We start from the raw sequence: 24,644 nt of genomic DNA, 5'->3' as shown, positions 1-24,644 counted from the left end.
CAAAATTGTCCTTTATTCAGCTAATCCTTTTCGGCGATATACGGTACACTGCTCATTTTTGTAAGATCGAATAAAATTCGCTGAAATCGTTTGCAATGTTTTGAGATGATCGGCATTGGTACTGTCCCAATTTCCCAGTACAAAAAGATAATCGATTTCTCTCTTCTGATTGTGTTTGTTGGAAGGAGTCGTGAGAAATAAGGGGTTTTCAGTAATTGGTTTTCCTCCGAATTGAAAATCCGGCAGGTTTTGGATATTCCATAGCAAAGGAAAGTAATTCATCGTTGCTTCATAATTATCCAGGATAACCAACGATTTGTCAATTCCAAGGTAATTGGAAAAATGTGCCTGGGACCAGTAAGTGAAATTTAGAGTAGCAACTACGCTTCCGGGCTTTACATAATCAGATGCTTTGGCACAATTGATAGCAGTTGTATTATACTGATCAACGACGGAATCAAAGTATCGGACCCGTTTGAAGTGGGTAGCGAGAAGCAGTGTGAAGCAGATGAACATAAACCATTTGGCCTGTTTCATGCTGGAAATCCAGATGAGCAGAAAGAGAAAGAACAACAAGCCGAATCGCATAGAAATGATACTTGCGCTTCCATTGTTATCGGGCAATTTATATAAAAGCAACAACATGATCCCGGTCAGAAGCAACCACGTATCGTTGAGGCGAAAGAAAGCTTTCTTTTCACCCGAAAAGTGGTCGATTATTCGCAGGCTGATTCCACCGATAAGTAAAGCATAGAGGATATAGATCAGTTTTCTTGTAAGTGTGCTTTCAATTCCTTCATGGTAACAAATAATCGGGTTGAAATAATTCAGCCATTTCGTCAACTCTTCCGATGGAAGATAAATTTTCACGCCGGTATCGGGTCTGTTGGAAAAATAAAAGAACATCAAAACAAGCGGAATCAGTGAACTGACGAATAGTGCAAGTCCTTTTTTGAACTCCCGGATAAAAACTTCCCGGAATGTTCTTTTTTTCAGTAATTCGCTCAGGAAATTTGAGAACAGGAAACAAGCACATGCCAGCCCTGCTACGCTAAACATCAAAATATGGGAAAAATAGGTAAGCATGAAAAGAATGCTCAGCTGGGTGATCTTTTTCCATGAACCTGCAAGTGTTTGTTGGTGCCTGATCCAAAAGGAAAGGATTAAAAGCAACCCGATCAATCCAAGCGAAAAATTGTAAAATCCGAGGGAGAAAAGGAAATTGTAGCTTATCGGGAAAACCAGGTAACTAAGACCCAGATATTCCGGATTGATGGATTTAACCAGTCTTCTGAAAGCATAAGCTAACCCGAAGAAATACGTGATTAACAACAACTTTTCTGCCAGGTACGCGGGAAGGAATGTTTTGAAAAAGCACAAGAATACATGCCCGGTTAAATTCGGTACGATTTCGGAATTGAATTGAAAAAAGGAATTTAAATCAGAATGCAGAAGCATGTGATTGATCAGGTTGGCATTGTAAAGATGTGCAGGTCCATCCAAGCTTGGGAAAAAACGATGCGAGACAATGGGAAACAGGTTTGCTATACAAACTGCCAGAAACAGAAATTTTTCATACTTGGATAACCGGTTAAAAATTTTGTTCATGCGGTTAGTATTTTTTACTTTAAATTGTTTAAGGATGGTATAGAGTGGAAAATTACACATTTCCTTTCAGTTAATAAAAATTCGTTTTCAGCAAATAATTTAGAGATTGGATGGATGCAATTTCTGAGATTGAAAACCCGTTTCCCGTAAATGCAGATAGGTGTTTATCTCAGGAATAGTTTGATATTTGTATCAATTGATTATTCTATTTAATTTGGTGATCTTGAAAAATCGGAAAATAACAAACGGTATTGCATTTTTATTGATCACATTGGTCACTGTGATCCTCCAGTTCAAGCATCTGAATGAGATTCCTGCGTATACTCATACCTGGGCACAAAATGATCGTTTGGCACTTGCGAACGGGTTCGTTCGGAATGAGCTGAATTTTTTCAAACCTCAGAATTACATTCTCAATCACCAGTTTCCTAAAAATTGGTCCGATCCGAGCTATTCAACCATTACAGCGGTTGAATTCCCGATCCACGATTATGTTCCGGCAGTCTTTATGAAAGCTTTCGGGACCAATGAACCATGGGTCTTTCACACCTATATTTTGATCTACAGTATCGTTGGATTTTTCTTTCTTTACCTGCTGTCAAAGAAAATATGCGGTTCCGAAGTGAAAGCGGCTTTGGTCGTTGTTTTCGCCATTACATCTCCGATTTATACGTTTTACCAGGGCGGGTTTTTGCCGACTATTCCAAGCATTGCGAATACGATCATAGCACTTTACTGCTATGCGCTTTATTTTGAGGGAGGCAAGACGAAGTGGTTCAGATGGGCCTTGTTCTTTTTTACGTTTGCTGCCCTTGCACGATTTACTTTTGTCATTCCTTTCCTGTCAGTTTTGGGCTTCGAATTGATACGGATCTTTCAAAAGAAGGCCAGGTTCTGGCCAAATGTGTTGGCAGTAGGAGTTTCTTTCCTGGTCATTTTTGCGGCTCAATATTACAACAGCACCTTACGTGACACATACGGTTCCGACTTCCTGAGTCAGTTACTGCCTGCCGATAACTGGGCAGAAATGAAAAGTATTCTCGAACACATGTGGGAAGTGATGGTGTTGGGATACCTGTCTATGAAACACTATTTCCTGCTTTTCCTATTGATTGTACTGGTATTCATTGCATTACTTATCAAAGAAAGAAATTCATACCAGGTGTTTTCCTCCTGGTGGATCATCTTTTTGTTTTGGATTATCGGGGTATGTTTGTTCTGGGGTGCAATGACCAAACAATTCTACGCCCACGATTATTATTTCCTGGACACCTTCTATCTGCCAATCGTATTCTTCGTTGCCTTGTGTTTATCAGTCCTTCCAAAACCTCAGTGGTATTTCGGGGAAACTGTCATGGCATTATTTGTCATCTATTTCGGGATGCTGACATTCCGGGAAACGAGCGATTTTCAACAGCAAAGAAGATTCTTCATGGCGGGTGACCATTTTACGGGAACGGTGATGAACTTTGAAGGGTCCGATGAGTTTCTGAGTAAATCCGGTGTGGCGAGAGAAGACACGATTTTGGTGATTCATGCCTACGGTCCGAATATTCCTTTTGTACAAATGAACCGCATTGGCCTTGCTGTAGTAGGACATAATCCGGATGATATTGAAAGAGGATTGAACTGGAAATGGGATTACGTTGTTTTTCAGAAACCTTACTTCATGGAGGACGTGTATGCAATTTATCCGCAAATTCTTGAAAAAGTGGAGCCCATTGCAACGAATGAGAACCTTATTTTATGCAAGCGGAAGACGGATACCATTCCACAGTCACTCATGGAATTCATGGGTGTAAAAGCACCTTATAAAAAGATCCGGTTCAATTTTGAGTCTTCAAAGAAATCACCGGGCCTCGCGTTTGAGAAAGATTCCCGAGACAGCAAAAATCAGATTGGAGTAGTTGTTGAGAACGAAGTCTATGGTTTTGCACAGGACTTTACAAAAGAAGTGGGTCCGGATACAAAGGGAAGAGTGCTTAAGATCAACGGGAAATTCTTGCGTAAAAATGAACGTCCAATAGGAATTATTGTTGCGTATTCTACTGGAAACACACTGGCTTTCTATCAAACGATTGACTTGACGTCTGTATCGCAGGCAAATGAATGGACGGAAAAAGAATTCATTCTGTTCCTTCCGAAAAGATCATCAGTGAATGAGAAACTAAGTTTCTACATCCACAATGCCAGTAAGAACGTGGTCTTGCTGGATGATTTCGAATTTACATTTTACAGGAACTAGACCTTGGACCGCCTCATTGGAGGAATGAATATGGAAACATTTGTAAACAGGATTGTGAGTCATATGCACGAGCGCGCGCTGAGTTTTCAGACCGCCTGTATTGTTGTTCCTTCGGAACGGATGATTGCCTATTTACAGCGTGCTTTTTTTGAATTTTACCAGCAACCGATCCTGTCACCCAAAATTGTCACAATCGATCGGTGGATCCAGGATCTCAACCCGATTCCGGTGCTTGATAAAACCAGTTTGCTTTTTGAATTGTACGAACTGTTCCGGAAAGACCCGGTGGAAATTGAGGTGAATTCCTTTGATTCCTTTATGGCATGGGGACAAACATTGCTGAGTGATTTCGACGAAATAGACCGGTATCTGGTTCCGGCTGATCAGTTATTCAAAAACTTAAGGGATATCCGTGAAATTGAGAACTGGTCTTTTAACTCGGAAGAGCTTTCAAAAGGGCAAATTCAGTTCATGGCTTTTTGGGATAAGTTAAAACCCTACTATTTTGCATTGGAGGAACGATTGAAATCAAAATCGGTGACCACCAAAGGAAAGGCGTATCGCTACCTGGCAAATAACATCGACCTGGCTTTTGCAAACGACAAAGACATACAGTTTGTATTTGCGGGATTTAATGCGCTTTCGGAGTCTGAGATCTCGATCATGAAACAGCTTTCCATTATGGGAAGGGCGTCTATTCTTATGGACTCAGATGAATTTTATTTCAATGATGCAATTCATGAAGCAGGCCAGTTCCAGCGCGATTTGTGTAAGAGACTGGAATTGAAAGCACTGCCGTTTATTGAAAATCACCTCGGAACGAAAGAGATGCACATCCGGGTGGTGGAATGTCCGCAATTTACCTCACAGGCTCAGGTGGTTGGGAGTGAACTGAAAAAATTGAATTCCCGGCAATTGAATGAAACCCTGGTTTTGTTAGCCGATGAAAGTTTACTGAGTTCCATTTTGAAACACCTTCCGGCAGAAATCGGACAGGCGAATATTACGGTAGGTTTGCCTTTGCGGCAAACATCTTTGCGGTCTTGGGTAGATCTGATTTTCAGGTTGCAGGAATCATTTTTGAGAAGAGGAAATACAAGTATTTATTACAGGGATTTTATTCAATTTGCCCATCATCCTTTTATTTTAGGGGTTCTTTCTGCAGCAGAAAAGAAAGAAATCCAGGACATCGAATCGCGGATCATCAATCACAACTGGCACTTTTTGGACCGGAAGAAACTGGATCTGAGTGAGCGGTTATCGGAGCTAAACAGGTTGATCTTTGAACCCTGGAAAAACGACTGGCTGAGAGGAATTCAGGTGATCCAACAGCTGAATGAGAAACTGGATTTGTGGCTGGAAGAAAAGAATGAACTGGAGCGCGCGATCGTTCGCCGGTTTGCTCATTCGACCATAGTTTTGCAGAATATCATGAGTACTCAATCTCCGCAGATGAGTATTTCCTCGTTCCGGAACCTGTTCAATGGAAACTGGAGCAATGAAACCATTGCTTATTTTGGAAATCCGTTAGAAGGCTTGCAGATCATGGGATTATTGGAAACGCGTGGGTTGGATTTCAAACGTATCTTTGTTTTCGGATTGAACGAAGGATCAATGCCTCCCCAGAACGCCATCAACACCATTATTCCAATGGATTTAAGAAAGTACTTCGGATTACCGACTCCGCGTGAGAAACAGGGACTTTTTGCACACCATTTTTACCGTTTGCTGCACCAGGCTGAAGAAATGCTGATTACCTATTCGAGTGCTTCGGAATCGGTTGGATCGAGTGAACCGAGCAGGTACATTCAACAGATCGAACTGGAATTGGCCCAGATCAATTCGAATATACAGATTCAAAAATCGTTCTATACGGCCGGAAGCAAGGAAAAAGTCGGCACCACTTCGATTGAAAAAACAGAAGAGATCATCGACCGGATATACGAGGTGCTTGGCAGCGGGATCAGTTTCTCTATGTTGGATAAATTTATGGGTTGTCCGTTGGATTTCTATTACCGCTACGTGTTGCGTTTCGGAGAAGAAAATAAGGTGGAGGAAGATATTGAGAGCAGTACACTTGGAACGATTATTCATTATGTATTGGAGAACCTGTTTGCGCCATTTATTGATCGGTTTGATGAGAATGGAAGAAAGATCTCCGGGAAAGTGGTGACAGAAGAAGATTTGCTTCAAATGGAAAAGGAAGTTCCACTGCTGGTGAGCAGAAGTTTCGAATTGCATTTTTCGGAAGATCGGAATTCATGGCAAACGGGTACCAACCATATCAATTTTGAAGTGGCCAAGGAAATGGTTCAGAATGTCCTTCGAAGAGACCGGACCATTTTGAAAGAAAATCCGCAAAAAGCATTGTTCATACTCGGTTTGGAGCGAAGATTGGAAACAGTGGTCCCGATTGGATATGTATTTGATCCGAACAAACAGATTGAGGTTCGGCTTTCCGGTATTTGTGACAGAATAGACCAGTTTGACGGCATTCACCGCATTATTGATTACAAATCGGGAAGTGTGAGCCAGGATAAAGTGGAATTGAAAAAAACGGCTAACCAGGAAAGCTACGAAGAAGCAATTTTAACGAACCGGCGAAAAGGGAATTCTCAGCAGAAACACGTACTTCAATTGTTGATCTACTGTTATCTGTACTATAAAGAAACGGGGATTTTGACAGACCAGGCCGGTATTTTTTCATTCCGGTCAATCAAAGAAAGCCCGCATTTCCTGAAACTTCCGGAGGACATTCGTAAAGAGGACATTCCTGAATTCCTGGAGCGGATTTTAAAGCAAACCATTACAGATATGCTGGATCGAAGTGTTCCGTTTGAGCACAATAAGGATTCGAAGTTTTGTGCGTATTGTAATTGATTGAAAAGTATAATACGTAACTATTCCGGAATGGCGTTTTTCGAGCAAGTTAGTAAACTTACTTACAAGTAAAAGGTATGTTACAGAGAATGAGTCGATTAAACAAATTTGGTTAGCATGTTAGTAAACTTGCTAACAAACCTATCGAATTATCGAATTTCAATACAAAAACCCTTCTTTTTTGTAACATTTGCAAAAATTGCACTTTAATCCTAAAACTGGGGATCATGCAACTAAAATTCACCACGCTTTGTATTCTTTCGTTCCTGTTAACAGGCTGTTTGGATAATAAAGCTCAAGTTAAAGGCAAATTGAATTTACCTGCTTATGAGGAACTGATTGCATCTGTGGAAAAGCAACGCCTGGTTTTTCAGAAAGCGTACAATGAATCGGATGAATCGGATCGAAGCGAAATAGAGGAAAAAGCGGGGTCCTATCTTCTGGAGAAAATTACCGGCGATTTTTTTGACCAATGGTACGGAACCGAATGGGATTTCAATGGAACAACACGTACTCCGCGAAAAGGAAAAATTGCCTGTGGTTACTTCATTACCACAGTGCTTTCCGATGCCGGGTTTAAAATTCCGAGAACCAAATGGGCCCAACAGGCTTCGGAGTATTATATTACCCGGATGACTTCCGAAGTAAAACGCTTCAGCAATCAAACGCCTGAAAGCATGAAAACGTACTTCCTTAAACAAACGGATGGACTTTTCGTGGTTGGTCTGGATAGTCATGTGGGTTTTGTTTACAAGTATGGGGATGAGGTGACCTTTACTCATGCCAGCTACTACGATCCGAAAATTGGTGTTCAAACGGAGGAATTGACCGGTGAGAATCCATTCGCCAAATCAGCTTACCGGGTTGTTGGCCGCATTTTGAATAAAGAAATGGTTCGAAAATGGATTTTGGGTGAGGCCTGGAGTGAATAATTCGATAAGCAATTTGCTAAACCACCTTCAATTTCAAGACTAAAAAATTGTAAATGAATCCGTTACATGCTTCTGTAAGCTTGTTAGTAAACTTGCTTACAAAGCTAATTTGTGTTCAGGAAATTAGCGCGCTTCGTTCTTCAGCGCCTCATCGATCCCCTCCAAATCCGCATAAAATTCATCCCCGAAAGCCCGAATCAGCGGTTCACGCAAAAATTTATATACCGGAACGTCCAGTTTTTCTCCACATGCACATGCCGGTTTGCAGATGTCCCATTCTTCGTAATTTAATGCAATACCTTCGCTTAGCTTCTTCACACGGATCGGGTAAAGATGACAGGAGATCGGTTTTTTCCAGGTCGTTTTCCCCGATAGATACGCTTGTTCGATGGCACATTTGGTAATACCCTGAGCATCGAAATAAACAAACGCGCATTCCTTTCCCTCCACTAAAGTCGTTGCCGGTTCATTCCAGGCATCAACATAAAAAACCCCGGATTTTTGTATGGCTTCAATTCCTTCAGGACGCATGAACGGGACGACATCATCCAGGATATCTTCCAGGATATCTACCTCTTCAAAAGTAAGTGGAGCTCCGCCATCTCCTTCTACACAACAGGCGCCCTTACAGGCGTTCAGGTCGCACACAAATTTACGGTCGAATACTTCCGTGGAAATCAATTTATCAGCTATCGCTACGATCATAAGACAAGTTACTTAAAGGAATTGACAAGTTCAATTAAATTCGTGAATTGAGCATCCGCAAGGATCAATCTAGGGTCGGGGTGGTGTGTTTTTTCGGGAACGCAAAAAACAGTCATTCGTGCAGCTTTACCGGAAATAATCCCGTTTAAAGAATCTTCAATAACCAAACAGCGTCGTGGATCCAGATCTAGCTGTTTTGCAGCTGTCAGGTAGACTGCCGGATGAGGTTTTCCGAATAATTCGTATTCGGCAGAATGAACGGTTTGAAAGAAATGGCGGATGTGAAGCGTGTCCAAAATACAGTTAATCAATACTTCGTAAGAAGAAGTTGCCAATCCGATTTTCAGGCCTTTTGAGGCAAAAAATTCCAGGGATTCAACAACACCCGGCAATGGAGTTGCACGTTCGGTCAATAATTCGATCATGCGCTGCACAATGGCATTCTCTACCTCTTTTACGCTTACCTCAGGCCAGGGAGAAACATGGTACCAGTATGCGGTCACTTCATCGATCCGTAATCCGACAGTTCGTTGAAAATCTTCCCGGGTGAGCGGACAACCAACGCTGCGGAATACATCTTCCATGGCAATTTTCCACAATGGTTCGGAATCCGTCAAAACGCCGTCCATGTCATAGATCACACCGTCAAAATTGCTTAGGTTCATTTTTTCTTCTCCGTCGGTTTAATGATGTACATGTTGCCTCCACCCACTATTTTCTGGCGTTCATCCGCAACGTATATCTTCCCGTTCGGATGGACAGCAATAGCTTCTTTTTGGGTAATCGGAAGCAGGGTTTGGTGGGATTCGTATTTTGCTCTTCCGTTTTCAAAACTGTGGATGATCACACGATTGTAAGTCAGCAGGTATAGTTTGTTGTTTTGGATGTCGGCCGAAGTAGCTGCATCTCTGAACCAATCGCGTTTTCCCAGGATCATGTAATACTTCTTTTTGGCTTTATACGTTCCCGGTTTGGCAGGAAGTGCATACACAAAACATTTTCCGTCAAAAGGTTCTGCCCGGCATTTGGTAAACAGGTACAATGAATCATTGTAAAAACTCATGGCCTCACAATCAAAGTATTTTCCGGACAATTTCGGAGGGAAATCTTTTTGTTCCGGGTAAGAGAACTCGATGAATTTCGCCTCGACGTCCTGGTTGTCGAGCACTTTTTTCAAACTCACTTTCAGGATTTTTAAATTGGTTCGGGTGTTGTTATTATTTCCAAAATCGCCGAGGTATAAATGACCTTTCTGATCGGTTGTGATGTCTTCCCAATCGGTATTTTCTGAGTTTGTAACCGTAATTTTGTGACGAATGCTTCCATCCAGGTTCAACACGAAAATTTTGGGGTCGTTTCCACCGTCGTTGTGTGCAATCAGGGTGCTGTCATTGACAAAAACCCAACCTGATATTTCTTTCAAATCTTTCGGGAGACGATTCGTTTTTTGTATCGTTGCCGAAACAAGAACCAATGTTGCCAGTATGAGCACAGCTTTTCGCATGGTGCAAAAGTAAGAAGAATGTTAGAATGAAGGGAGTTTACTGAAGTAGCAAAATAGGAAGATCGGTATATACCTATATTCCGAGCTCGGAATTTTAATTCAGAACAGCTTCTACCCAGGATTTACCCCATTCCGCAGTTTCAGCTTCAGACCACAATTGTGGATAGAAAATGCGTTTCTGGAAACGCGGAGGAAGGTATTTTTGCCAGTTGGTTCCACCTGTTGCAGCGATATCACCTTTGTCTTTCTGTAAATAGCGTACAGCAGATTTGTAATGAACCAAGGGCCAGTTAATGTTAACATTCACGTCATTCTGTTTCAACACATGAATAACTTCAGGGAGTTCCTGGTCCTCTGCAGGCAAACGCAAATAACACTGCCACAAATTGTCATTCCGCAGCTTTTCACCCATCTGGATAAATTCATCCCTGTAGCGATCTTCAAATTGGGTCAATGTCAGCGTTTTCTTACCTGTTTCAATATCGGTCGCTCCCTCCTTCCAGTAAATATTCTCAAAAAGCTCGGCAATCGGTTCTTTCCCGGTATATTTTGCACGGTGGTCTTTGTGGACTAATTGGAGGAAATCCGTAGAATGAATCTCAATTTTTCGGTATTGTGCCGACTGGAAACCGGATGCAGGAGCCAATGCCAATCTGAATTTTAGGAATTGTTCGCGTTGCATCCCGTCAACCATGATCTCAAAACTTTTCGTCAGAGCTTCAAAATAACGATTGATTCGTTGAACATGTTCTATGAAGAAAGAGGCGTCCAGATTCTTGCGATCTGAAATCTGCTGGAATTCGTGAAGGCATAGTTTGAAATACAATTCTGTTACCTGATGGTACATCAAAAAAACAACTTCATCCGGAAAATCGGTATATGTTTTTTGAAGGGACAACAAGGTGTCCACTTGAACATAATCCCAATAGTTTGGCATTCTTGAATACAGCAAACTATCGAGGTATGCCGCTAAATCCTGACCTTGTGCATCATACTTCGCTTTAAGAAGAGTAATTCTTTCTAAGATTTCAGGAGTTAATTCCATAGCTTTTTCCAGATTTTAGGTAGCAAAGATATGCGAAAGCAATGTATTAATCATGAACAAAAACGTTAATATTTGAACATTTTACCCTTCCCATCATTTTGTTGACTAAATATTTAGCCTGCCAATCGATTTACTATTTTGCTTTTACCAAATCATGCTTCAATCCGGACCATTCAACCAGGTGTAATTTAACGGATCCTACCGGAATTTTTGCTTTAACCAGGATCGGAATGCGGTTTTCATCTTTTGTAACCCAGAAATTTAAATCATCCTGCTTTTTGAATACCCGTCCTGTTTGAACCACCGGAGCAAATTTCATACAGTTGAATTTCCCCTTGCGGATGGAAACTTTTTCATCACCAAGGTATTTCACTTTCAAAGGCCAGATCTCATCGTCCATGAAGCACTTGAATTCGAAAGTATCACCCACTTTTGCAGATTTGAAGTTCAGGGTTCTGGCGTAATAAAAGGAGGAAATCATATCCTGTATTCCGGATGGGGTGGAAAAGTCCTTTTCACCGTTATGTACTTTTTGCTTGTCTTGCTTGAATGCATAATCCTGGGAAAGTTTATATCCGCCTTCTTCAACGCGCCGAACAAATTGCCAGGGAAAAATCCCTTTTTTGTCAATGTAACTTTCGTATACATCATTTACCTTATAAACCGCATTGAATCCTCCCAATGTCCGGCCGGTTCCTTTGATGTGATATAATTCCCTTGTTCCGTTTCCTTTTTTGCTGGTTTCTTTGACCTCAAGAACAGCTTCTCCGGCATCGATAAATCCGTATGTGATGCGGTAGCGCAATTTTTCTCCAGTCTGGAATGAATTGTTTGAAACAGTTGGCAATGCAACTTCCTGCATGCTGCACGTCAATCCAACTACTAAAAGGACTGCTGATGAAATGATCAAACGTGTTTTCATAACTTAAATATTCTATTGTTGGAAACCCAGCTACAAACTAAATGCCAAAGATTACAGGTTCGGCCTTTATTAGTAAATAATTCATTTACAGTGAAAAGATACATTTTTTTAGAAAGAATCAAAATACCTGAAATCTGGTATTGAGGTAGATGAATGTCGCACTTACTTTTGTGACCAAATTAATTCCTATGAAAAAGACCGCACTCGGGATATGTGTACTTGCTTCAATCACATTTACGGCATGTAAGAAAGATAAAAAGGAAGATGAAACCTCGACGGATCAATATGCGCAGCAAAAGACGGATATTAAAAAAACGTACGCCGATATGGCTTTTGCAGTGTACAAGGATTCCTATACCTCAGCAGTAACTTTGCAAACAGCATGTCATACTTTTGCTGACAATCCATCCCAAGTAAACCTGGATGCTGCGAAACAAGCTTGGCTGGATGCACGTGAAATTTATGGCTTAACGGAAGTTTTTCGGTTCGTTGACGGGCCGATTGACAATACAAATGACGGACCTGAAGGTCTGATCAATGCTTGGCCAATGGATGAAAACTATGTGGATTATGTAGTTGGCGAACCGAATGCGGGAATCATTAATGATGTGGCAAATTATCCGGCTATCGACGCTTCTACGATCGTTCAGGCGAATGAATTCGGTGGCGAAACAAAAATCTCTTCCGGGTATCATGCGATTGAATTCCTGTTATGGGGTCAAGATTTAAGCGCTGCTTCTGCAGGACAAAGACCATATACCGATTACGTGGTCGGAGGCGGAGGAACTGCCGCAAACCAGGCACGTCGAGCAACTTATTTGAAAACAGTAGTTGATTTATTGGTTTCGGCTTTGGCACAGGTAAAAAATGATTGGGATCCGGCAATAGCTGGAAGTTATTACTTCACCTTCCAGGAATTGGATAACCAAACAGCATTGCGAAAAATGTTCAACTCCATGCGTGTACTTGCGGGAGATGAATTGGCCGGAGAGCGTATTTATGTTGCATATGAAAATCAAAACCAAGAGGACGAACATTCTTGTTTCTCGGATAACACGCACAGAGATATTTATTTGAACGCCATGGCTGTTGAAAATCTGTACAAGGGAAATTACGCTTCTCCTTTTGGAAATAACATAAACGGATACTCTTTGGAGGATTTGGTTGGTACGATTGATGCTGCAAAAAACACAACAGTAACTGCTCGTTTTGCGGCTACAATGGGATACATCGCTGCAATGTACCACCCGTTTGACCAGGCAATCGTTTTACCTGCTGAACGTCCTAAAGTATTGGATGTGGTAACTTCATTGCAACAAGAACAAGCAGATTTAGATGCTGCAGCTGCAGTATTCGCAATAACCTTTTAATAATGAAACAGTTATTCCTGATCGGAATCGTTTTACTGATAGTGGTTTTTTCCTGTAAAAAGGAAGAGACCGCTATTGTTTCTGCTTATAGCGACGATTCAACATTGGTGGATTTGGCCGGGACGTGCAGCACGGGAGATCAAACTTCCTATGCTTTTTCCTACCAGATCAATGGATTGACCTCAGCTCAGTCACTGATGTTTTATGTAGGGAATTCTTTTTTTAATCAAAGTTGGGTCCAGGCCCCTTCTTCTACCACGGCAAGGGATGGACTTGGTCCGTTATTCAATGCGCGGTCTTGTTCGGCTTGCCATTTCAGGGACGGCCGGGGAATGCCTCAGGCCAATTCCGGGTTCTTATTCAGATTGGGAGCGGGTTCCGATAATACTCCGGATGCAATTTACGGTGGACAATTGCAGGATTTTTCTCACAACTCCGTAACTCCGGAAGGAAGTATGGGAATTACCTATGTGGAAGAAATCGGGTATTATGCCGATGGAACAAGCTATTCCTTGAGACGGCCTGTTTATACCGTTGTCGGACAAAGTTACGGTGCGATGCAGGGGACGACCGGTATTTCCCCGCGAGTAGGTCAGCAGATGATCGGATTGGGTCTCCTGGAATTGATCTCCGAGTCGGATATTTTGGCATATGCCGATCCAAACGATGCAGACGGAGACGGGATTTCCGGTGTAGCGAATTATGTAACAGACGCCGTTTCCGGAAATCTGGTAATCGGTCGGTTCGGGTGGAAAGCAAATGTGGGAAGCATTGCGCACCAGGTGGCCGGTGCTTTCAACGGAGATATCGGAATTACAAGCTCTTACTTCCCGAATGAAAATTACACGGCGAACCAACCCGCTTGTGCCGGTTTACCGAGTGGAGGTACCCCGGAAATAGAGGACAATGACTTAAATGCGGTCATTTTGTATGCAAGAAGTTTGGCAGTTCCCAAAAGAAGGGATGTGACCAGGGGAGAAGTAAAGTATGGAGCGCAATACTTTAAGTCGCTTGGCTGTATCTCTTGTCATAAAATGAATTATACGACCGGTTTTGGAGGTGATATTGCACCATTGAAAAACCAAAAAATAACTCCTTATACAGACTTGCTGCTTCACGATATGGGGCCAGGTTTGGCAGATAACGTTCCGGATCATTTGGCTTCGGGTTCCGAGTGGAGAACACAGCCGCTTTGGGGGTTAGGTATGATCTCGTTAGTGAATGGACATACATATCTGCTCCACGACGGAAGAGCAAGATCCATAGAAGAAGCTATTTTATGGCACGGTGGAGAAGCTGAAAAGAGCAGGGAAAAATACAAGAAACTTCCGGCTACTCAGCGCGGATATCTGCTTGCCTACCTGCGCTCTTTGTAAGCGCGAAAATCGTAATTACAAGACTCGTATTTCAGTTCGTCTGTTCTGCGCTTTGCCTTGTGGTGTGGAATTGTCTGCTACCGGATTACTTTCCCCGAAACCTTTGGCAACCATTCGATTTGCATCAATTCCCTGGCTGATGAGGTAATTCTTCACGGATTCTGCTCTTTTTTGAGACAGGATTTGATTGGCATTTTCTTCTCCATCGCTGTCGGTATGGCCGTCAATGCGGATTTTGAGGTCTTTTTTGCGCTTCATGATCTCTACCAGGTTTTTCAAATGGGTATAGCTCACAGCTTTCAAATCTGCTTTTGCCGGTTCGAACTGGAGATTGGTAAACGAAAAAGTGGTCCCCGGATCATACTCAATCACCAATTCCGCTTCTTCGAAAAATTCACCGGGCTTTACAGCCGGAATTTCCATCGTGTTGTATTCGATTTCATCTCCGATACTTTGGATACGGATATCGTAAATCTCATTACTCGGAAGTTGAATAAGGAACTGCCCGGCCTGGTTGGTTACTCCCGAAAGGGTTTGTTTGGATTTTTGACCTACAAAGAGAACCTTATCGTTCGGGTAAGGTAGCCCGTTGAATCCTTTGACACTTACTTTAACAGGAGCTTTTACGACTTGTGCCTGTATTCCGAAAGAAAGAAATACAAAACAGCATGAGTATATCAGTTTCATAACATTGTTTTTATTCTCAATGTCGGGTTTTGGAAAAAGTAACAAGAAAAAGCGCAGCTTTTGAAGACCAAATCATGACAAACGTCAGTGCGGAAATGATTTGGGAGAAGCGCAGCTTTTGAAGACCGAATCATGACAAACGTCAGTGCGGAAATGATTTGGGAGAAGCGCAGCTTTTGAAGACCGAATCATGACAAACGTCAGTGCGGAAATGATTTGGGAGAAGCGCAGCTTTTGAAGACCGAATTATAATCTCTTGTGATAGAGGCAAAAAACATAAAATGAAAAGCCCCGACATCTGTCGTCGGGGCTTTTCATAAAGAGATTTATTCTAGTTCTTAATCACTTTGGAAGTCGTTTCTTGAACCTCGTTGGCAATGCGTATGAAGTACATTCCTGAGGCGTATGTAGACACGGGGATTTGGTATGAACTCATTTGATCAATCAAAGTGTTTGACACCAATAACTGCCCGGCTCCATTGTACAACTGGATTGCTGTTCCCCGCGTCAATCCCTGGTCGCTCAGGATATGGATCATTCCTTGATCCGGATTGTAGGTAACCAGGTAATTAATACTTAAATCTTCCAAGCCAAGGCCACAAGTTGTCATGATCTGGATAGGGAATGTTACCGTATCTGCTCCGCAGGAATTCGACGTAATTAATTGAACGCTTGCCATTCCATCCGTATCAAAAGTAACAGTGGGTGAGGAACTGTTCGACGTAGCCGGTGTTCCGCCCGGGAATGCCCAACTGAAACTGTCCGCATGTGAGGAATTACTTCCGTCAAATGTGACAGAGGTCGGACAGGCGATTGTACTATCAATGAATTCAATGGAAGCGACACTTGGATCATCCACATTGATAGTGATGGTCGTTGAATTGCTGCACGTTCCGTTTGTACCGGTAATTGCATAAGTAGTTGTTGCAGTTGGATTTGCCGTTACGTTGTTACCCGTTGTAGCAGACAATCCGGTAGCCGGAGACCAGGTAAGCGAGCTTGCGCCCGAAGCGGTTAAAGCAGTACTTGCTCCGTTACAAATGGTATTGTTTCCACTTACGCTAATGGTTGGTGTCGGATTAACCGTAATCGAAACGAATGCGGAGTCAAACAAGGAACATCCGCCTCCGATGGTATATAAAATGGCATCGTAAGTTCCCGGTGTTGCATAGGTTACGGAAGCCGTCGGAGCAGAGGGAAGTACAGTTGGTGTTCCCCCTGGGAAATACCACAACAGAGTATCCTGGTAAGTACTTCCGGCAGCATCAAAACTGATGGAGTTTCCGGAACAAATGGTCAATGCACTCGGAGTAATGACTGCCTGAGACGGAGTGTTTGTCAGGAACGGGTGAACGTATAATGAAGCGCTCAGATTCCACGATCCCGCAGTAGTATATTGATACCAGTTATTATCCGATTGCTGTTCCCAGATTGCAGAAGGTGTTGTTTGTCCGGCAGAATTACTCACAATGCTTAAGGTATCTTTCACGCCCGCGGTCCATTGTAAATTCGTTAATCCTACGGAAACGAAAAATTTCTTGGAAGCGGGTAAAGTAATGGGATTATTGACAAAACTGGCTTCGGTATAGAATCCACCGTTTACATCGCTCATAATCTGGCCCATTGTCAGGTTGGTACTTCCCAACAGCGCTCCCGGAGTACCACTTGTCCCGTCATAAACGTTTATCGGTACAATTTTGCTTGGTGTTGCGGAATACGCCAATCCGAAAGCGACCCAAACGTTGTTCAGGATCGTATTTGCTGAAGCAGAGGCGTCAAAGTACATGGCCTTTTGTTTGTCTAAATAGACATTCATTCCGTTGATCCAGCCGTCCGCACCAACCGTTGCACCGGTGTAATAATTGGAAGGAGTCCATGCGCCCGGTGTAGGCAAATTGATTTTCTCACAAACGGCGGCGGCACTTACTACAATGTATCCTGTTTTGGTTTCGGTGTCCGTGCCGTTCGCATTGGTTACTGTCAATGAAACGTTATAAGTTCCGGGTGTATTGTAGGTAATGGACGGAGGATTCTGGCCGTTGAAAGTTGCCGGGGTCCCGCCAGTGAAAGTCCAGCTCCAGGAAGTTGGATTGTAGGTGCTTAAATTGGTGAAAAGAACAGATCCGCCTGCACTGATTGCCGTGAAATTGGCACTGAAGTCCGCAACCGGCGGATTGTTAAGAGTAGCAGCCACACAAGCCATAGCAGCAGCGGCATCAATCCGTCCGCTTCCAAGCTGACCGATGTAGGAAGGGTTCTGAGCATCAATATTTGCAGCAGTTGAAATCAAACAATTGATTAAATCTGCGTTCGGCATGGTTGGATTGAGTGATTTCATCAAACCTGCCAAACCTGCAACCATGGGAGAAGCCATCGAAGTACCGGATTTATTTCCGTACGTATTCCCGACGGTTGTACTGTAAATGTTATTTCCGGGAGCGGACACGTCGATCCAGTTTCCGTAATTTGAAAAGCTTGCTTTCGTATTCGTACTGGTTGTTGCAGCCACAGAAACCACATTGTTGTAAGCTGCAGGGTAAAATTGCGTATTTACATTGTCGTTCCCGGCAGCGGCGATCAGGATACAGCCTTCACCGGCCGCATAGTTTACGATATTTTGAGCGGTGGTTGATGAGCTTGGTCCTCCCCAACTCATATTGATCACATCCGCACCACTTACAGCAGCATAAACAATTCCGTCGTATCCGTTGGTAACCTGGCCCACAGTTGTGGTGGATTTTACACACATGAGTTTACAGCTGAAACCGATGGAAGCCACGCCGACACCGTTGTTGGATCGTGCGGAAACAATTCCAGAAACATGTGTTCCGTGATCAAAAGATGCACTCGGCGGATTGGGATTATTGTCATTACTGGCCACATCGTACCCGTTGATATCGTCGATGTACCCGTTATTGTCGTCATCGATATTGTTTCCGGCAATTTCACCGGGATTTACCCATAAATTGGGTGAAAGATCTGCGTGTGTGCGTTCAATGGCATCATCAACAATTGCTACAACCACGTTACTTCCCGTGGAAAAATAATTCCAGGCTGCGGGAGCATTGATATTGGATAATCCCCACTGGGAACTGTAAGAAGGATCGTTCGGAGTCAAGCACATCCGATCGAGCGGTACCTTTTCGGCATATTCTATTCCTTTCAGGTTTTCCAATTCTTTGATGCATCTTTCAACATCCTGGATAGATGAAAATTCCAGCAAATAAGTACGTTGCAAAATGTCCGAATTTTTCGCTGCCGCAAAAGGTTTGGAAAGATTAATAAACCCATATTTGGAAGCAATTTGCTCCAGTCCGGGAATGGATTGAAGCGGAATTTTAGCGGGGTTTTCCTTGAGTGGTTGGGAGATCCGTACGGTATTGTCCAATTTGAACCAGATTTTTCCGTCCTGGTAATTTAAATGCGCAGTTTGGGCAAATAAACCTAACGGGATCAGTGCCAATAGTGCAAGTAGCTTTTTCATAAGTAATAGTTTAGCGAATGCAATTTACGATTAAAAAAACGGATAGCAAATTAAATTTCAGGGGATTGGAAATGAAGAACCAACTGTTTTTTCGAATGCAGAAAATCCGTCAAAAACACTAATTTAGAATCGTCAATAGTTCATATATGAAAATCGTCCGCTTTAAAATTCTTGTGGTTTTTTTAATCTCCTTTTTAGTGGGAGCGGTTTTTTACGGCTTAAAATGGTCGGTTCAGGAAAGTATCATTTTCTCGTGGCTGACCTTCGGTGGATTATACATTTTGGAGAGTGTCATTTCCATGGTCCGTATTCCTTCGGCATCCATTATGTTGCGCGCAAAAGAAGAAGACCTGGGAGTTTGGATGCAATTCATTGTATTGGTTATGACCTGTTCCACCGCGCTGATTGCCATTATTTTCTGGAACAGTGACAACACGATTCATTTCAGTAAACACAGCACGATTCACGAAATTTTCTTTATTGCTACGGTCACACTGGCCTGGATGGTACTGCATCTTTCCTTTACATTCCGTTATGCACATTTGTATTATGGAGATGAGAAATACGTCAAACATGCACGCGGACTGGATTTTCCCGGAGAAGATCACCCGGATTATTTTGATTTCGCTTATTATTCCTTCACTATCGGGATGACGTTCCAGGTGTCGGATGTGGTGATCAAATCCAAAGGATTGCGCAGGTTGTCGTTAGCCCATTCCCTGCTTGCGTTTTTTTTCAATACCATCCTGATCGCCATCACGATCAATGAGATTATCAACATTTGATTATCCGCCAACCGGTGGCAGTGGAATTTCCTCTTCTTCAGGCTCGGGGAAAACGATCGTGCGCTCCAGTACATTGGTAGGAACAAACGGCTGACTCGTTAAAGGAAACAAATCCATTAATTCTCCGCTGTAATAGAACTCATAGCACAAACCTCCAAAGGTGTATTCTTTATCACCGACTTTGAAAGTGGAACCTCCCACTGACGGATTTTTCTTAGGCTTGCTTTTTTGGAAGCCCAGGTTGTACAAAGTCCCGAGAATTTCGGGTCTGTAAGCCAAAGTGTATCCTTCTTTTTCCCAATGAGACTGGAATTGACGCAGGAAAAATGCGGTATATAAATAGGAATAGAAGTGATCTCCGCCTTTCATCAACCGTTGAATGGTCAAATGTTTGTGTGCTTCAATCGTGTCATTCACCAATTCCGGGAAAGAATCTTTGACATTCAAACATTTCTGGTAATAATCTCCCGGGTAGAACGGGCTCCATTTTTCATATAAATTTCGCTCGATCTTCAATGCGGTATTCTGAAGAATCCCCGTTACGCCGTAGCCACGATTCGTTGTAAGGATCAAGCGGTTATAAGGAACAACATACTTCTTGAATTGTTCCCTCGAAGAGTTGAACATGCGGATTTGCTCTCCTACCAAACACATGACGATCAGGCGCGACTCCACACCGGTAATGCGCGAAACGGAATCGATCGCAGCACTATCCGCTCTCACTACCCGGCAAAACTCCTTCCATTCACGGTAATTTGCCCACGGATAAACAGAAAGGGAAGCTTCGCTGGATTCGGACTGAATGCGCTTTAATTCCTGCTGGTAACCCTTGTGTTTTTTCATGCGGAGATTTGCCGCATCCAGCATACGCAAGGCAATGGTGACATCTCCCGAGCGTTGGAACGCATCCAGAATAATCTTCGCATTGTGCGGATAATATTTTGCCAAAAGCCCGACATTTTGGTACATCTGGCGTTCCTGTTTTGCAAAAGTCAAACTATCCGTCTGGAACCCCTGGTTGTACTTGCCGGCCATCTCGGAGAAATACCTGCTGTTCAAATCCACATTTCCACTGTCGTTTGTCCATTTGAACTTGGCGGCTAAGGCAACGCCGATCAATGCCATAGCGAACAATGCCAGTAAATGAATCACGCCAAAATAACCGCGGCGCAGCCATTTTCTGAATTTACTTCTGGGTTTTTTAATGGTTTCAGTTTGTTGTAGGACTGGAGAGTCAGCGTGTTCCATCGATGGTCTAATTTGATGCAAAAGTAAAAATCTGTTGCGAAAAACGAACACAATTGCCCGCAATCCATTGAAAATGATTTCAGTCAGTGGATATAACTAAACGAAAAGAGGTTTTGGATGAGTGATTTTGAAGATGGATTGAAAGGATGTTCCCATATGAGTCAGTAAAAACGGAATAAGCACACGCCGTGCTAATTCGAACGGATTTTCCTGCGGATGAAATGAATTTTATTATTGATTTGTTTACCTTTCCAACTTCTGAACACAACCGATAAATTCAGCGATGGAAAAACCCCTATATGATCCTTTGGAAATCAAAAAAGAGCTTGCAGTTCTCTATAAGCATTTTCCGGAGGTCAAACGCCTGCTGCGAACCTTCGGTTGTGACGCACTAACTGCAGAAGACTTGTTCCAGGAGGCATTGATTATCTACCTGCGTAAGAAAAACGATCCCGATTTTGAGTTTCAACTGGCTCCGATCCATTTCATCAAGCAAACCTGTAAATTATTGTGGTTCAATGCGTCCCGCAAAGAACAAAAGCAGGGTGCTCGAAGCCTGGAAACCGACCTGGAAGACATTTCCGATCCGTGGATGGAAAGGGAATTGCAGTACAAGCAATTGGAATCTGCTCTGACGAAAATCGGGAAACAATGTAGGGAATTGCTGCACCTGTTCTACGGCTTGGGCTGGAACATGGTGGATATTGCCAAAAAGCTCGATTTTCGCAATGACAAAGTTGCGAAAGCTCAGAAATACCGTTGCATGCAGAAGGCCAAAGACCTGGTTCAGGAGGCCCGGTTAACTGTTGAACCCAATCAATTTTAAACCATGGAGACAAATTGGAACCAATTGATGGAGCGTTATTTGAATAACGAGCTTTCAGCAGAAGGAAAAATGGCTTTTGAGGCAGAATTGAAACAAAATGCAGAGCTGCAAAAAGAATTTGAACTGCATCAACTGACACAGGAACTCATCCAACGAAATTCATTGCGCACACTGGTGCAGAAATCCGGGAAATGGTTTCACCTGAAAAAAGTGCTGGTGAACACTGGACTTGGGTTGGTGATTGCCGGAGCGATTGCGACGGCTGTTTATTTTGCCGTAACGTGGAAAAATGAAGCGACAAACAACGACAAACCACAACAAATCGAGCAATCCCTACTGGAGAAATTGGAAAAGGATCTGTCATTTGAGAACATCGATCCGGAATATTTCCAATTCACCGGAGAATCGGATGTGTTTTTGTCGGAAAGCGGCGTGTTGCTGAGTTTGACCGATGAATCTTTTTTATTGGACGGGAAAGCCTACAAAGGCGAAGCAATCGTGCAATGGCAAGAAGCGCAAACAGCTGCAGATATCGTAAAATCCGGATTGAGCACCAAATCCGGAGACGAACTCCTGGAAACCCAGGGAATGTTCAGCCTCAACGCATTTACGCCTGAAGGAAAGAAACTGCAATTGACCGACAAAGGAGTTTACGTGCAGGTCCCGGTCGACGAATTGAAAAAAGACATGAAACTCTTTACCGGAGTTCCACAAAAGAACGGAAACATCGATTGGCAAAATCCGGTGGAACTGGAACGTCTACCCAAACCGAAAGACATGGCAAAAATGGACTTATTCCCGCCGCGTTACGAAGCGAAATTGAACGAGTTGAAGTGGTTTAAAGAAAAGGCCAAGCGCGATAGTTTGTATTTGAGTTTTGAGGAAGAAATTTTGGTAGCGGATAGTACAACATACGAAATCGATGAAATACAAATGTACAGTCAGCCCCAAATGGAATCTCCAAAACGAATTTCAGAAAGTCCAGATAAGGGAGACGTAGCTTCTGTTTTGATGATGATACCTCCAAGCACTCAGGCAGGAAAACAAATGCAGGTTGAAACCCCGGAAGATAAAGTAAAATGGAACTTTAATGTGCAGCAGTTGGGAAATAATGAGGCGGAGGTGATTGCAACAGCCACAATCAAACGTGGATGGGAAATCAATGCGCTTAATTTGCCAAAAGGGTCGTTCGGAATTCCTACCAACTTAAAATTGAAAGCGAGTTCGAATTTCGAATTGCTTGGGAAACCTTCGGAACCAAAACCAATAATGGTTTATGACAAGCAAGCAGATGAAGATCTGGCTTATCATGTTGGAACTATTCAATTCAAACAGAAGATCAGGTTGATTAATAAAAAGCCGTTTACTCTGAATGGGTCTTATAAGTACCAGACTTGCAAAATCGATTCCTATTGTCTTCCACCGTTTGAGGGAACCTTTACAGTTCTGTTAGATGGCGCAGTCATAGATTTGAAAGAGTCAACTCACATCCCACCATCTAAAGTTTTAGCCATTTGGAACAAAAAATTCAACGGCACCAATCTCGCCACGCAGGATTTCGAAGACCGCATGAAGGAAATCCACGAAACCTGCAATGAAAAAGTGTTTGACATCTATGCCAAGAACCTGAATACACCTTTGTGGGAATTGGATCAACGTGTTGAAAAACTTGGTTACCCGCAGTTCCAGCGCTTTGCAGACCAGCGGGTGGGAACTCTGAAATTGGATGATGTGCATCAGAAAAACCTCCATGCTTTTTATGAAAAAGCCATTGAAACACTCCGTGAAACCGGTAGAAAAAACGTAGAAGCAGCTTTAAAGAAGGAACAGCAATGGGATGATGAAGTGATAGAAGAACGGGAAAATGAAGTGCTTCGTCAGGGCGTCAGGGCAAAATTAAATGCAGATGCCGAAGCCAACTTCAACCTGGCACATGTTTCGAATCAATTGGGACAAACAGTTGGTTTTGCTGTTACCAGCGAAACGGTAGTTTCGAGAGACCGGGCTGTGCGCGGAAACTGGTCAGGAGTACCCGCGAAACAAGAACTTCCGATTGCTGTAAATATTGACCGTTTAACGAAAGAGTTGTTTTCATCACGGAAATCTGTGGACGTTTTTACTTTGGACAAAGGCAAAAAAGCAAGCATTCGCTATGCGGATTTTGTAGCAAGTGTGGCGACACCTGAAAGCTTTGATCAGTTGTATTTTTACCTGCTTCCGGAACAACTGAACAGCTACGAACGATTGAATTTTGTCAATGGTAAACTCAATTACCCGTTAAACGCCGCTATTGGTTATTCAGGTCTTGCGTTCGGGATGAATGAAAAAGGATTCTACCTCTTTGAAATACCGGAACTGGGAGCAAGAGATCTGGGATCGATCCAACTTAAACCGGTCAGTGCACAGCAGTTTGAAGCGCGCTTGAAAGAATTAAACAAAAACCGGGGGGTCTATTCGGAGCAGGCCACAGCGGAAATCGGCTGGCTTTTCAAGGAGAAAGCAAACTACACGGTGCAAAAGAAAAGAAGAGAAAACGTGCAATTCCGGAATACGGTCCGGCCGACGATTTATTCGTGTTTAAGTAAGGAAAAACCAGTAGAGAATAACCAATCCGGCCGAGAATCAGTTCCGATAGATAAAAAAGAAGTGTTTAATCAAAACATATTAGCTGCTCCTGAAGTGTCTCCTTCCTTTCCCGGAGGTACAGTAGCATTGCGTAAATTCTTCAATGACAATATCATATTCCCGAAAGGGATGAATGATAAAAATATTGATGGAAAGGTCTATATCCGTTTCATTGTAGATGAAAAAGGAAATGTATCCAATGTGACAGTGAAAAATGGAATTCCCAATTGCCCGGAATGTGATGAAGAAGCAGTTCGGCTTGTAAAACAGCTTCCCCCTTTTATACCGGGAACGATGAATGGAAAGAAAGTTTCGTCCAATTACACGCTCCCGATCAGTTTTCAATCGAAATAAATTAGGCGAGCACCTAATTGCTCGCCTAATTTATTTCGATTCACATCA

At 42.8% G+C, this 24,644-nt stretch carries 17 protein-coding genes; 8 read left to right on the top strand and 9 right to left on the bottom strand.

The features are described 5' to 3' along the window. Positions 1-12 precede the first annotated feature (12 nt). Complete coding sequence (locus FO442_RS16890; RefSeq protein ID WP_144334396.1) at positions 13-1,608, bottom strand: hypothetical protein; 1,596 nt, start codon at positions 1,606-1,608, stop codon at positions 13-15. Between the two features lie 223 nt (positions 1,609-1,831). Here FO442_RS16890 and FO442_RS16885 point away from each other — a divergent pair, with 223 nt between their 5' ends. The 3 genes from FO442_RS16885 to FO442_RS16875 all read left to right on the top strand — a co-directional run bounded on the left by FO442_RS16885 (position 1,832) and on the right by FO442_RS16875 (position 7,665). Further along, entirely contained in the window at positions 1,832-3,853 is a 2,022-nt protein-coding gene (locus FO442_RS16885) for an ArnT family glycosyltransferase (protein ID WP_144334395.1), read from the top strand. Between the two features lie 24 nt (positions 3,854-3,877). Next, on the top strand, positions 3,878-6,733 hold the full coding sequence (locus FO442_RS16880; protein WP_186280217.1) for a PD-(D/E)XK nuclease family protein: 2,856 nt from the start codon (positions 3,878-3,880) through the stop codon (positions 6,731-6,733). Between the two features lie 227 nt (positions 6,734-6,960). Continuing rightward, the gene (locus tag FO442_RS16875; protein ID WP_144334393.1) at positions 6,961-7,665 is read left to right on the top strand and encodes a hypothetical protein; all 705 of its coding nucleotides are present in this window, start codon (positions 6,961-6,963) and stop codon (positions 7,663-7,665) included. Between the two features lie 123 nt (positions 7,666-7,788). Here the strand turns inward: FO442_RS16875 and FO442_RS16870 are convergent, their stop codons facing one another. From FO442_RS16870 to FO442_RS16850, 5 genes are all read right to left on the bottom strand, one after another. Continuing rightward, on the bottom strand, positions 7,789-8,367 hold the full coding sequence (locus FO442_RS16870) for a DUF3109 family protein (RefSeq protein ID WP_144334438.1): 579 nt from the start codon (positions 8,365-8,367) through the stop codon (positions 7,789-7,791). A gap of 11 nt (positions 8,368-8,378) precedes the next feature. Further along, positions 8,379-9,035, bottom strand: coding sequence for a hexitol phosphatase HxpB (hxpB, locus tag FO442_RS16865; RefSeq protein WP_144334392.1), 657 nt, complete (start codon positions 9,033-9,035; stop codon positions 8,379-8,381). Continuing rightward, complete coding sequence (locus FO442_RS16860) at positions 9,032-9,874, bottom strand: hypothetical protein (protein WP_144334391.1); 843 nt, start codon at positions 9,872-9,874, stop codon at positions 9,032-9,034. Before FO442_RS16860 ends, hxpB begins: the two co-directional genes overlap by 4 nt. A gap of 94 nt (positions 9,875-9,968) precedes the next feature. Then, positions 9,969-10,919, bottom strand: a complete 951-nt coding sequence (locus FO442_RS16855) for a tryptophan 2,3-dioxygenase family protein (protein ID WP_144334390.1) — start codon at positions 10,917-10,919, stop codon at positions 9,969-9,971. 133 nt (positions 10,920-11,052) lie between these two features. Further along, positions 11,053-11,841, bottom strand: coding sequence for a DUF3108 domain-containing protein (locus FO442_RS16850; RefSeq protein ID WP_144334389.1), 789 nt, complete (start codon positions 11,839-11,841; stop codon positions 11,053-11,055). Between the two features lie 188 nt (positions 11,842-12,029). Between FO442_RS16850 and FO442_RS16845 the strand changes: the two genes are divergently transcribed. Continuing rightward, positions 12,030-13,211 carry an imelysin family protein gene (locus tag FO442_RS16845; protein ID WP_186280215.1) on the top strand — a complete coding sequence of 394 codons (1,182 nt, stop codon included), beginning with the start codon at positions 12,030-12,032 and terminating at the stop codon, positions 13,209-13,211. Positions 13,212-13,213: 2 nt separating this feature from the next. Then, on the top strand, positions 13,214-14,587 hold the full coding sequence (locus tag FO442_RS16840) for a di-heme oxidoreductase family protein (protein WP_144334387.1): 1,374 nt from the start codon (positions 13,214-13,216) through the stop codon (positions 14,585-14,587). Positions 14,588-14,602: 15 nt separating this feature from the next. On the opposite strand, the gene FO442_RS16835 is transcribed toward FO442_RS16840, so the two are convergent. Together FO442_RS16835 and FO442_RS16830 are read right to left on the bottom strand one after the other, a co-directional pair. Further along, positions 14,603-15,274 carry an OmpA family protein gene (locus tag FO442_RS16835; RefSeq protein WP_144334386.1) on the bottom strand — a complete coding sequence of 224 codons (672 nt, stop codon included), beginning with the start codon at positions 15,272-15,274 and terminating at the stop codon, positions 14,603-14,605. Positions 15,275-15,605: 331 nt separating this feature from the next. Further along, positions 15,606-18,758, bottom strand: coding sequence for a S8 family serine peptidase (locus tag FO442_RS16830; protein WP_144334385.1), 3,153 nt, complete (start codon positions 18,756-18,758; stop codon positions 15,606-15,608). A 146-nt stretch (positions 18,759-18,904) separates the two neighbouring features. Here FO442_RS16830 and FO442_RS16825 point away from each other — a divergent pair, with 146 nt between their 5' ends. Beyond that, positions 18,905-19,543, top strand: coding sequence for a DUF1345 domain-containing protein (locus FO442_RS16825; RefSeq protein ID WP_144334384.1), 639 nt, complete (start codon positions 18,905-18,907; stop codon positions 19,541-19,543). Here the strand turns inward: FO442_RS16825 and FO442_RS16820 are convergent, their stop codons facing one another. Next, the gene (locus FO442_RS16820; protein ID WP_144334383.1) at positions 19,544-20,791 is read right to left on the bottom strand and encodes a hypothetical protein; all 1,248 of its coding nucleotides are present in this window, start codon (positions 20,789-20,791) and stop codon (positions 19,544-19,546) included. It abuts the gene before it with no gap. Positions 20,792-21,074: 283 nt separating this feature from the next. On the opposite strand from FO442_RS16820, the gene FO442_RS16815 reads away from it, so the two are divergent. Together FO442_RS16815 and FO442_RS16810 are read left to right on the top strand one after the other, a co-directional pair. Beyond that, a complete protein-coding gene (locus FO442_RS16815) occupies positions 21,075-21,617 on the top strand; it encodes an RNA polymerase sigma factor (protein WP_144334382.1) in 543 nt (180 codons plus the stop codon). Positions 21,618-21,620: 3 nt separating this feature from the next. Beyond that, positions 21,621-24,596 (top strand): energy transducer TonB, encoded by a 2,976-nt coding sequence (locus FO442_RS16810; protein WP_144334381.1) that lies wholly within the window; start codon positions 21,621-21,623, stop codon positions 24,594-24,596. Positions 24,597-24,644 lie beyond the last annotated feature (48 nt).

This window comes from Fluviicola chungangensis (genome assembly GCF_007558725.1).
In the GTDB taxonomy this organism is placed as follows: Bacteria; Bacteroidota; Bacteroidia; order Flavobacteriales_D; family Crocinitomicaceae; genus Fluviicola; species Fluviicola chungangensis.
Note: the sequence above shows the minus strand (reverse complement) of the source record. Positions and strands in the feature narration are given on the sequence as shown.

Excerpts from the sequence above, each read along its gene's own strand:
- FO442_RS16860 (WP_144334391.1), bottom strand. The coding sequence starts at position 9,874 with ATGCGAAAAGCTGTGCTCATACTGGCAACATTGGTTCTTGTTTCGGCA.
- FO442_RS16855 (WP_144334390.1), bottom strand. The coding sequence starts at position 10,919 with ATGGAATTAACTCCTGAAATCTTAGAAAGAATTACTCTTCTTAAAGCG.
- FO442_RS16845 (WP_186280215.1), top strand. The coding sequence starts at position 12,030 with ATGAAAAAGACCGCACTCGGGATATGTGTACTTGCTTCAATCACATTT.
- hxpB (WP_144334392.1), bottom strand. The coding sequence starts at position 9,035 with ATGAACCTAAGCAATTTTGACGGTGTGATCTATGACATGGACGGCGTT.
- FO442_RS16820 (WP_144334383.1), bottom strand. The coding sequence starts at position 20,791 with ATGGAACACGCTGACTCTCCAGTCCTACAACAAACTGAAACCATTAAA.
- FO442_RS16835 (WP_144334386.1), bottom strand. The coding sequence starts at position 15,274 with ATGAAACTGATATACTCATGCTGTTTTGTATTTCTTTCTTTCGGAATA.
- FO442_RS16810 (WP_144334381.1), top strand. The coding sequence starts at position 21,621 with ATGGAGACAAATTGGAACCAATTGATGGAGCGTTATTTGAATAACGAG.
- FO442_RS16875 (WP_144334393.1), top strand. The coding sequence starts at position 6,961 with ATGCAACTAAAATTCACCACGCTTTGTATTCTTTCGTTCCTGTTAACA.
- FO442_RS16880 (WP_186280217.1), top strand. The coding sequence starts at position 3,878 with ATGAATATGGAAACATTTGTAAACAGGATTGTGAGTCATATGCACGAG.
- FO442_RS16850 (WP_144334389.1), bottom strand. The coding sequence starts at position 11,841 with ATGAAAACACGTTTGATCATTTCATCAGCAGTCCTTTTAGTAGTTGGA.
- FO442_RS16825 (WP_144334384.1), top strand. The coding sequence starts at position 18,905 with ATGAAAATCGTCCGCTTTAAAATTCTTGTGGTTTTTTTAATCTCCTTT.
- FO442_RS16890 (WP_144334396.1), bottom strand. The coding sequence starts at position 1,608 with ATGAACAAAATTTTTAACCGGTTATCCAAGTATGAAAAATTTCTGTTT.
- FO442_RS16815 (WP_144334382.1), top strand. The coding sequence starts at position 21,075 with ATGGAAAAACCCCTATATGATCCTTTGGAAATCAAAAAAGAGCTTGCA.
- FO442_RS16840 (WP_144334387.1), top strand. The coding sequence starts at position 13,214 with ATGAAACAGTTATTCCTGATCGGAATCGTTTTACTGATAGTGGTTTTT.
- FO442_RS16830 (WP_144334385.1), bottom strand. The coding sequence starts at position 18,758 with ATGAAAAAGCTACTTGCACTATTGGCACTGATCCCGTTAGGTTTATTT.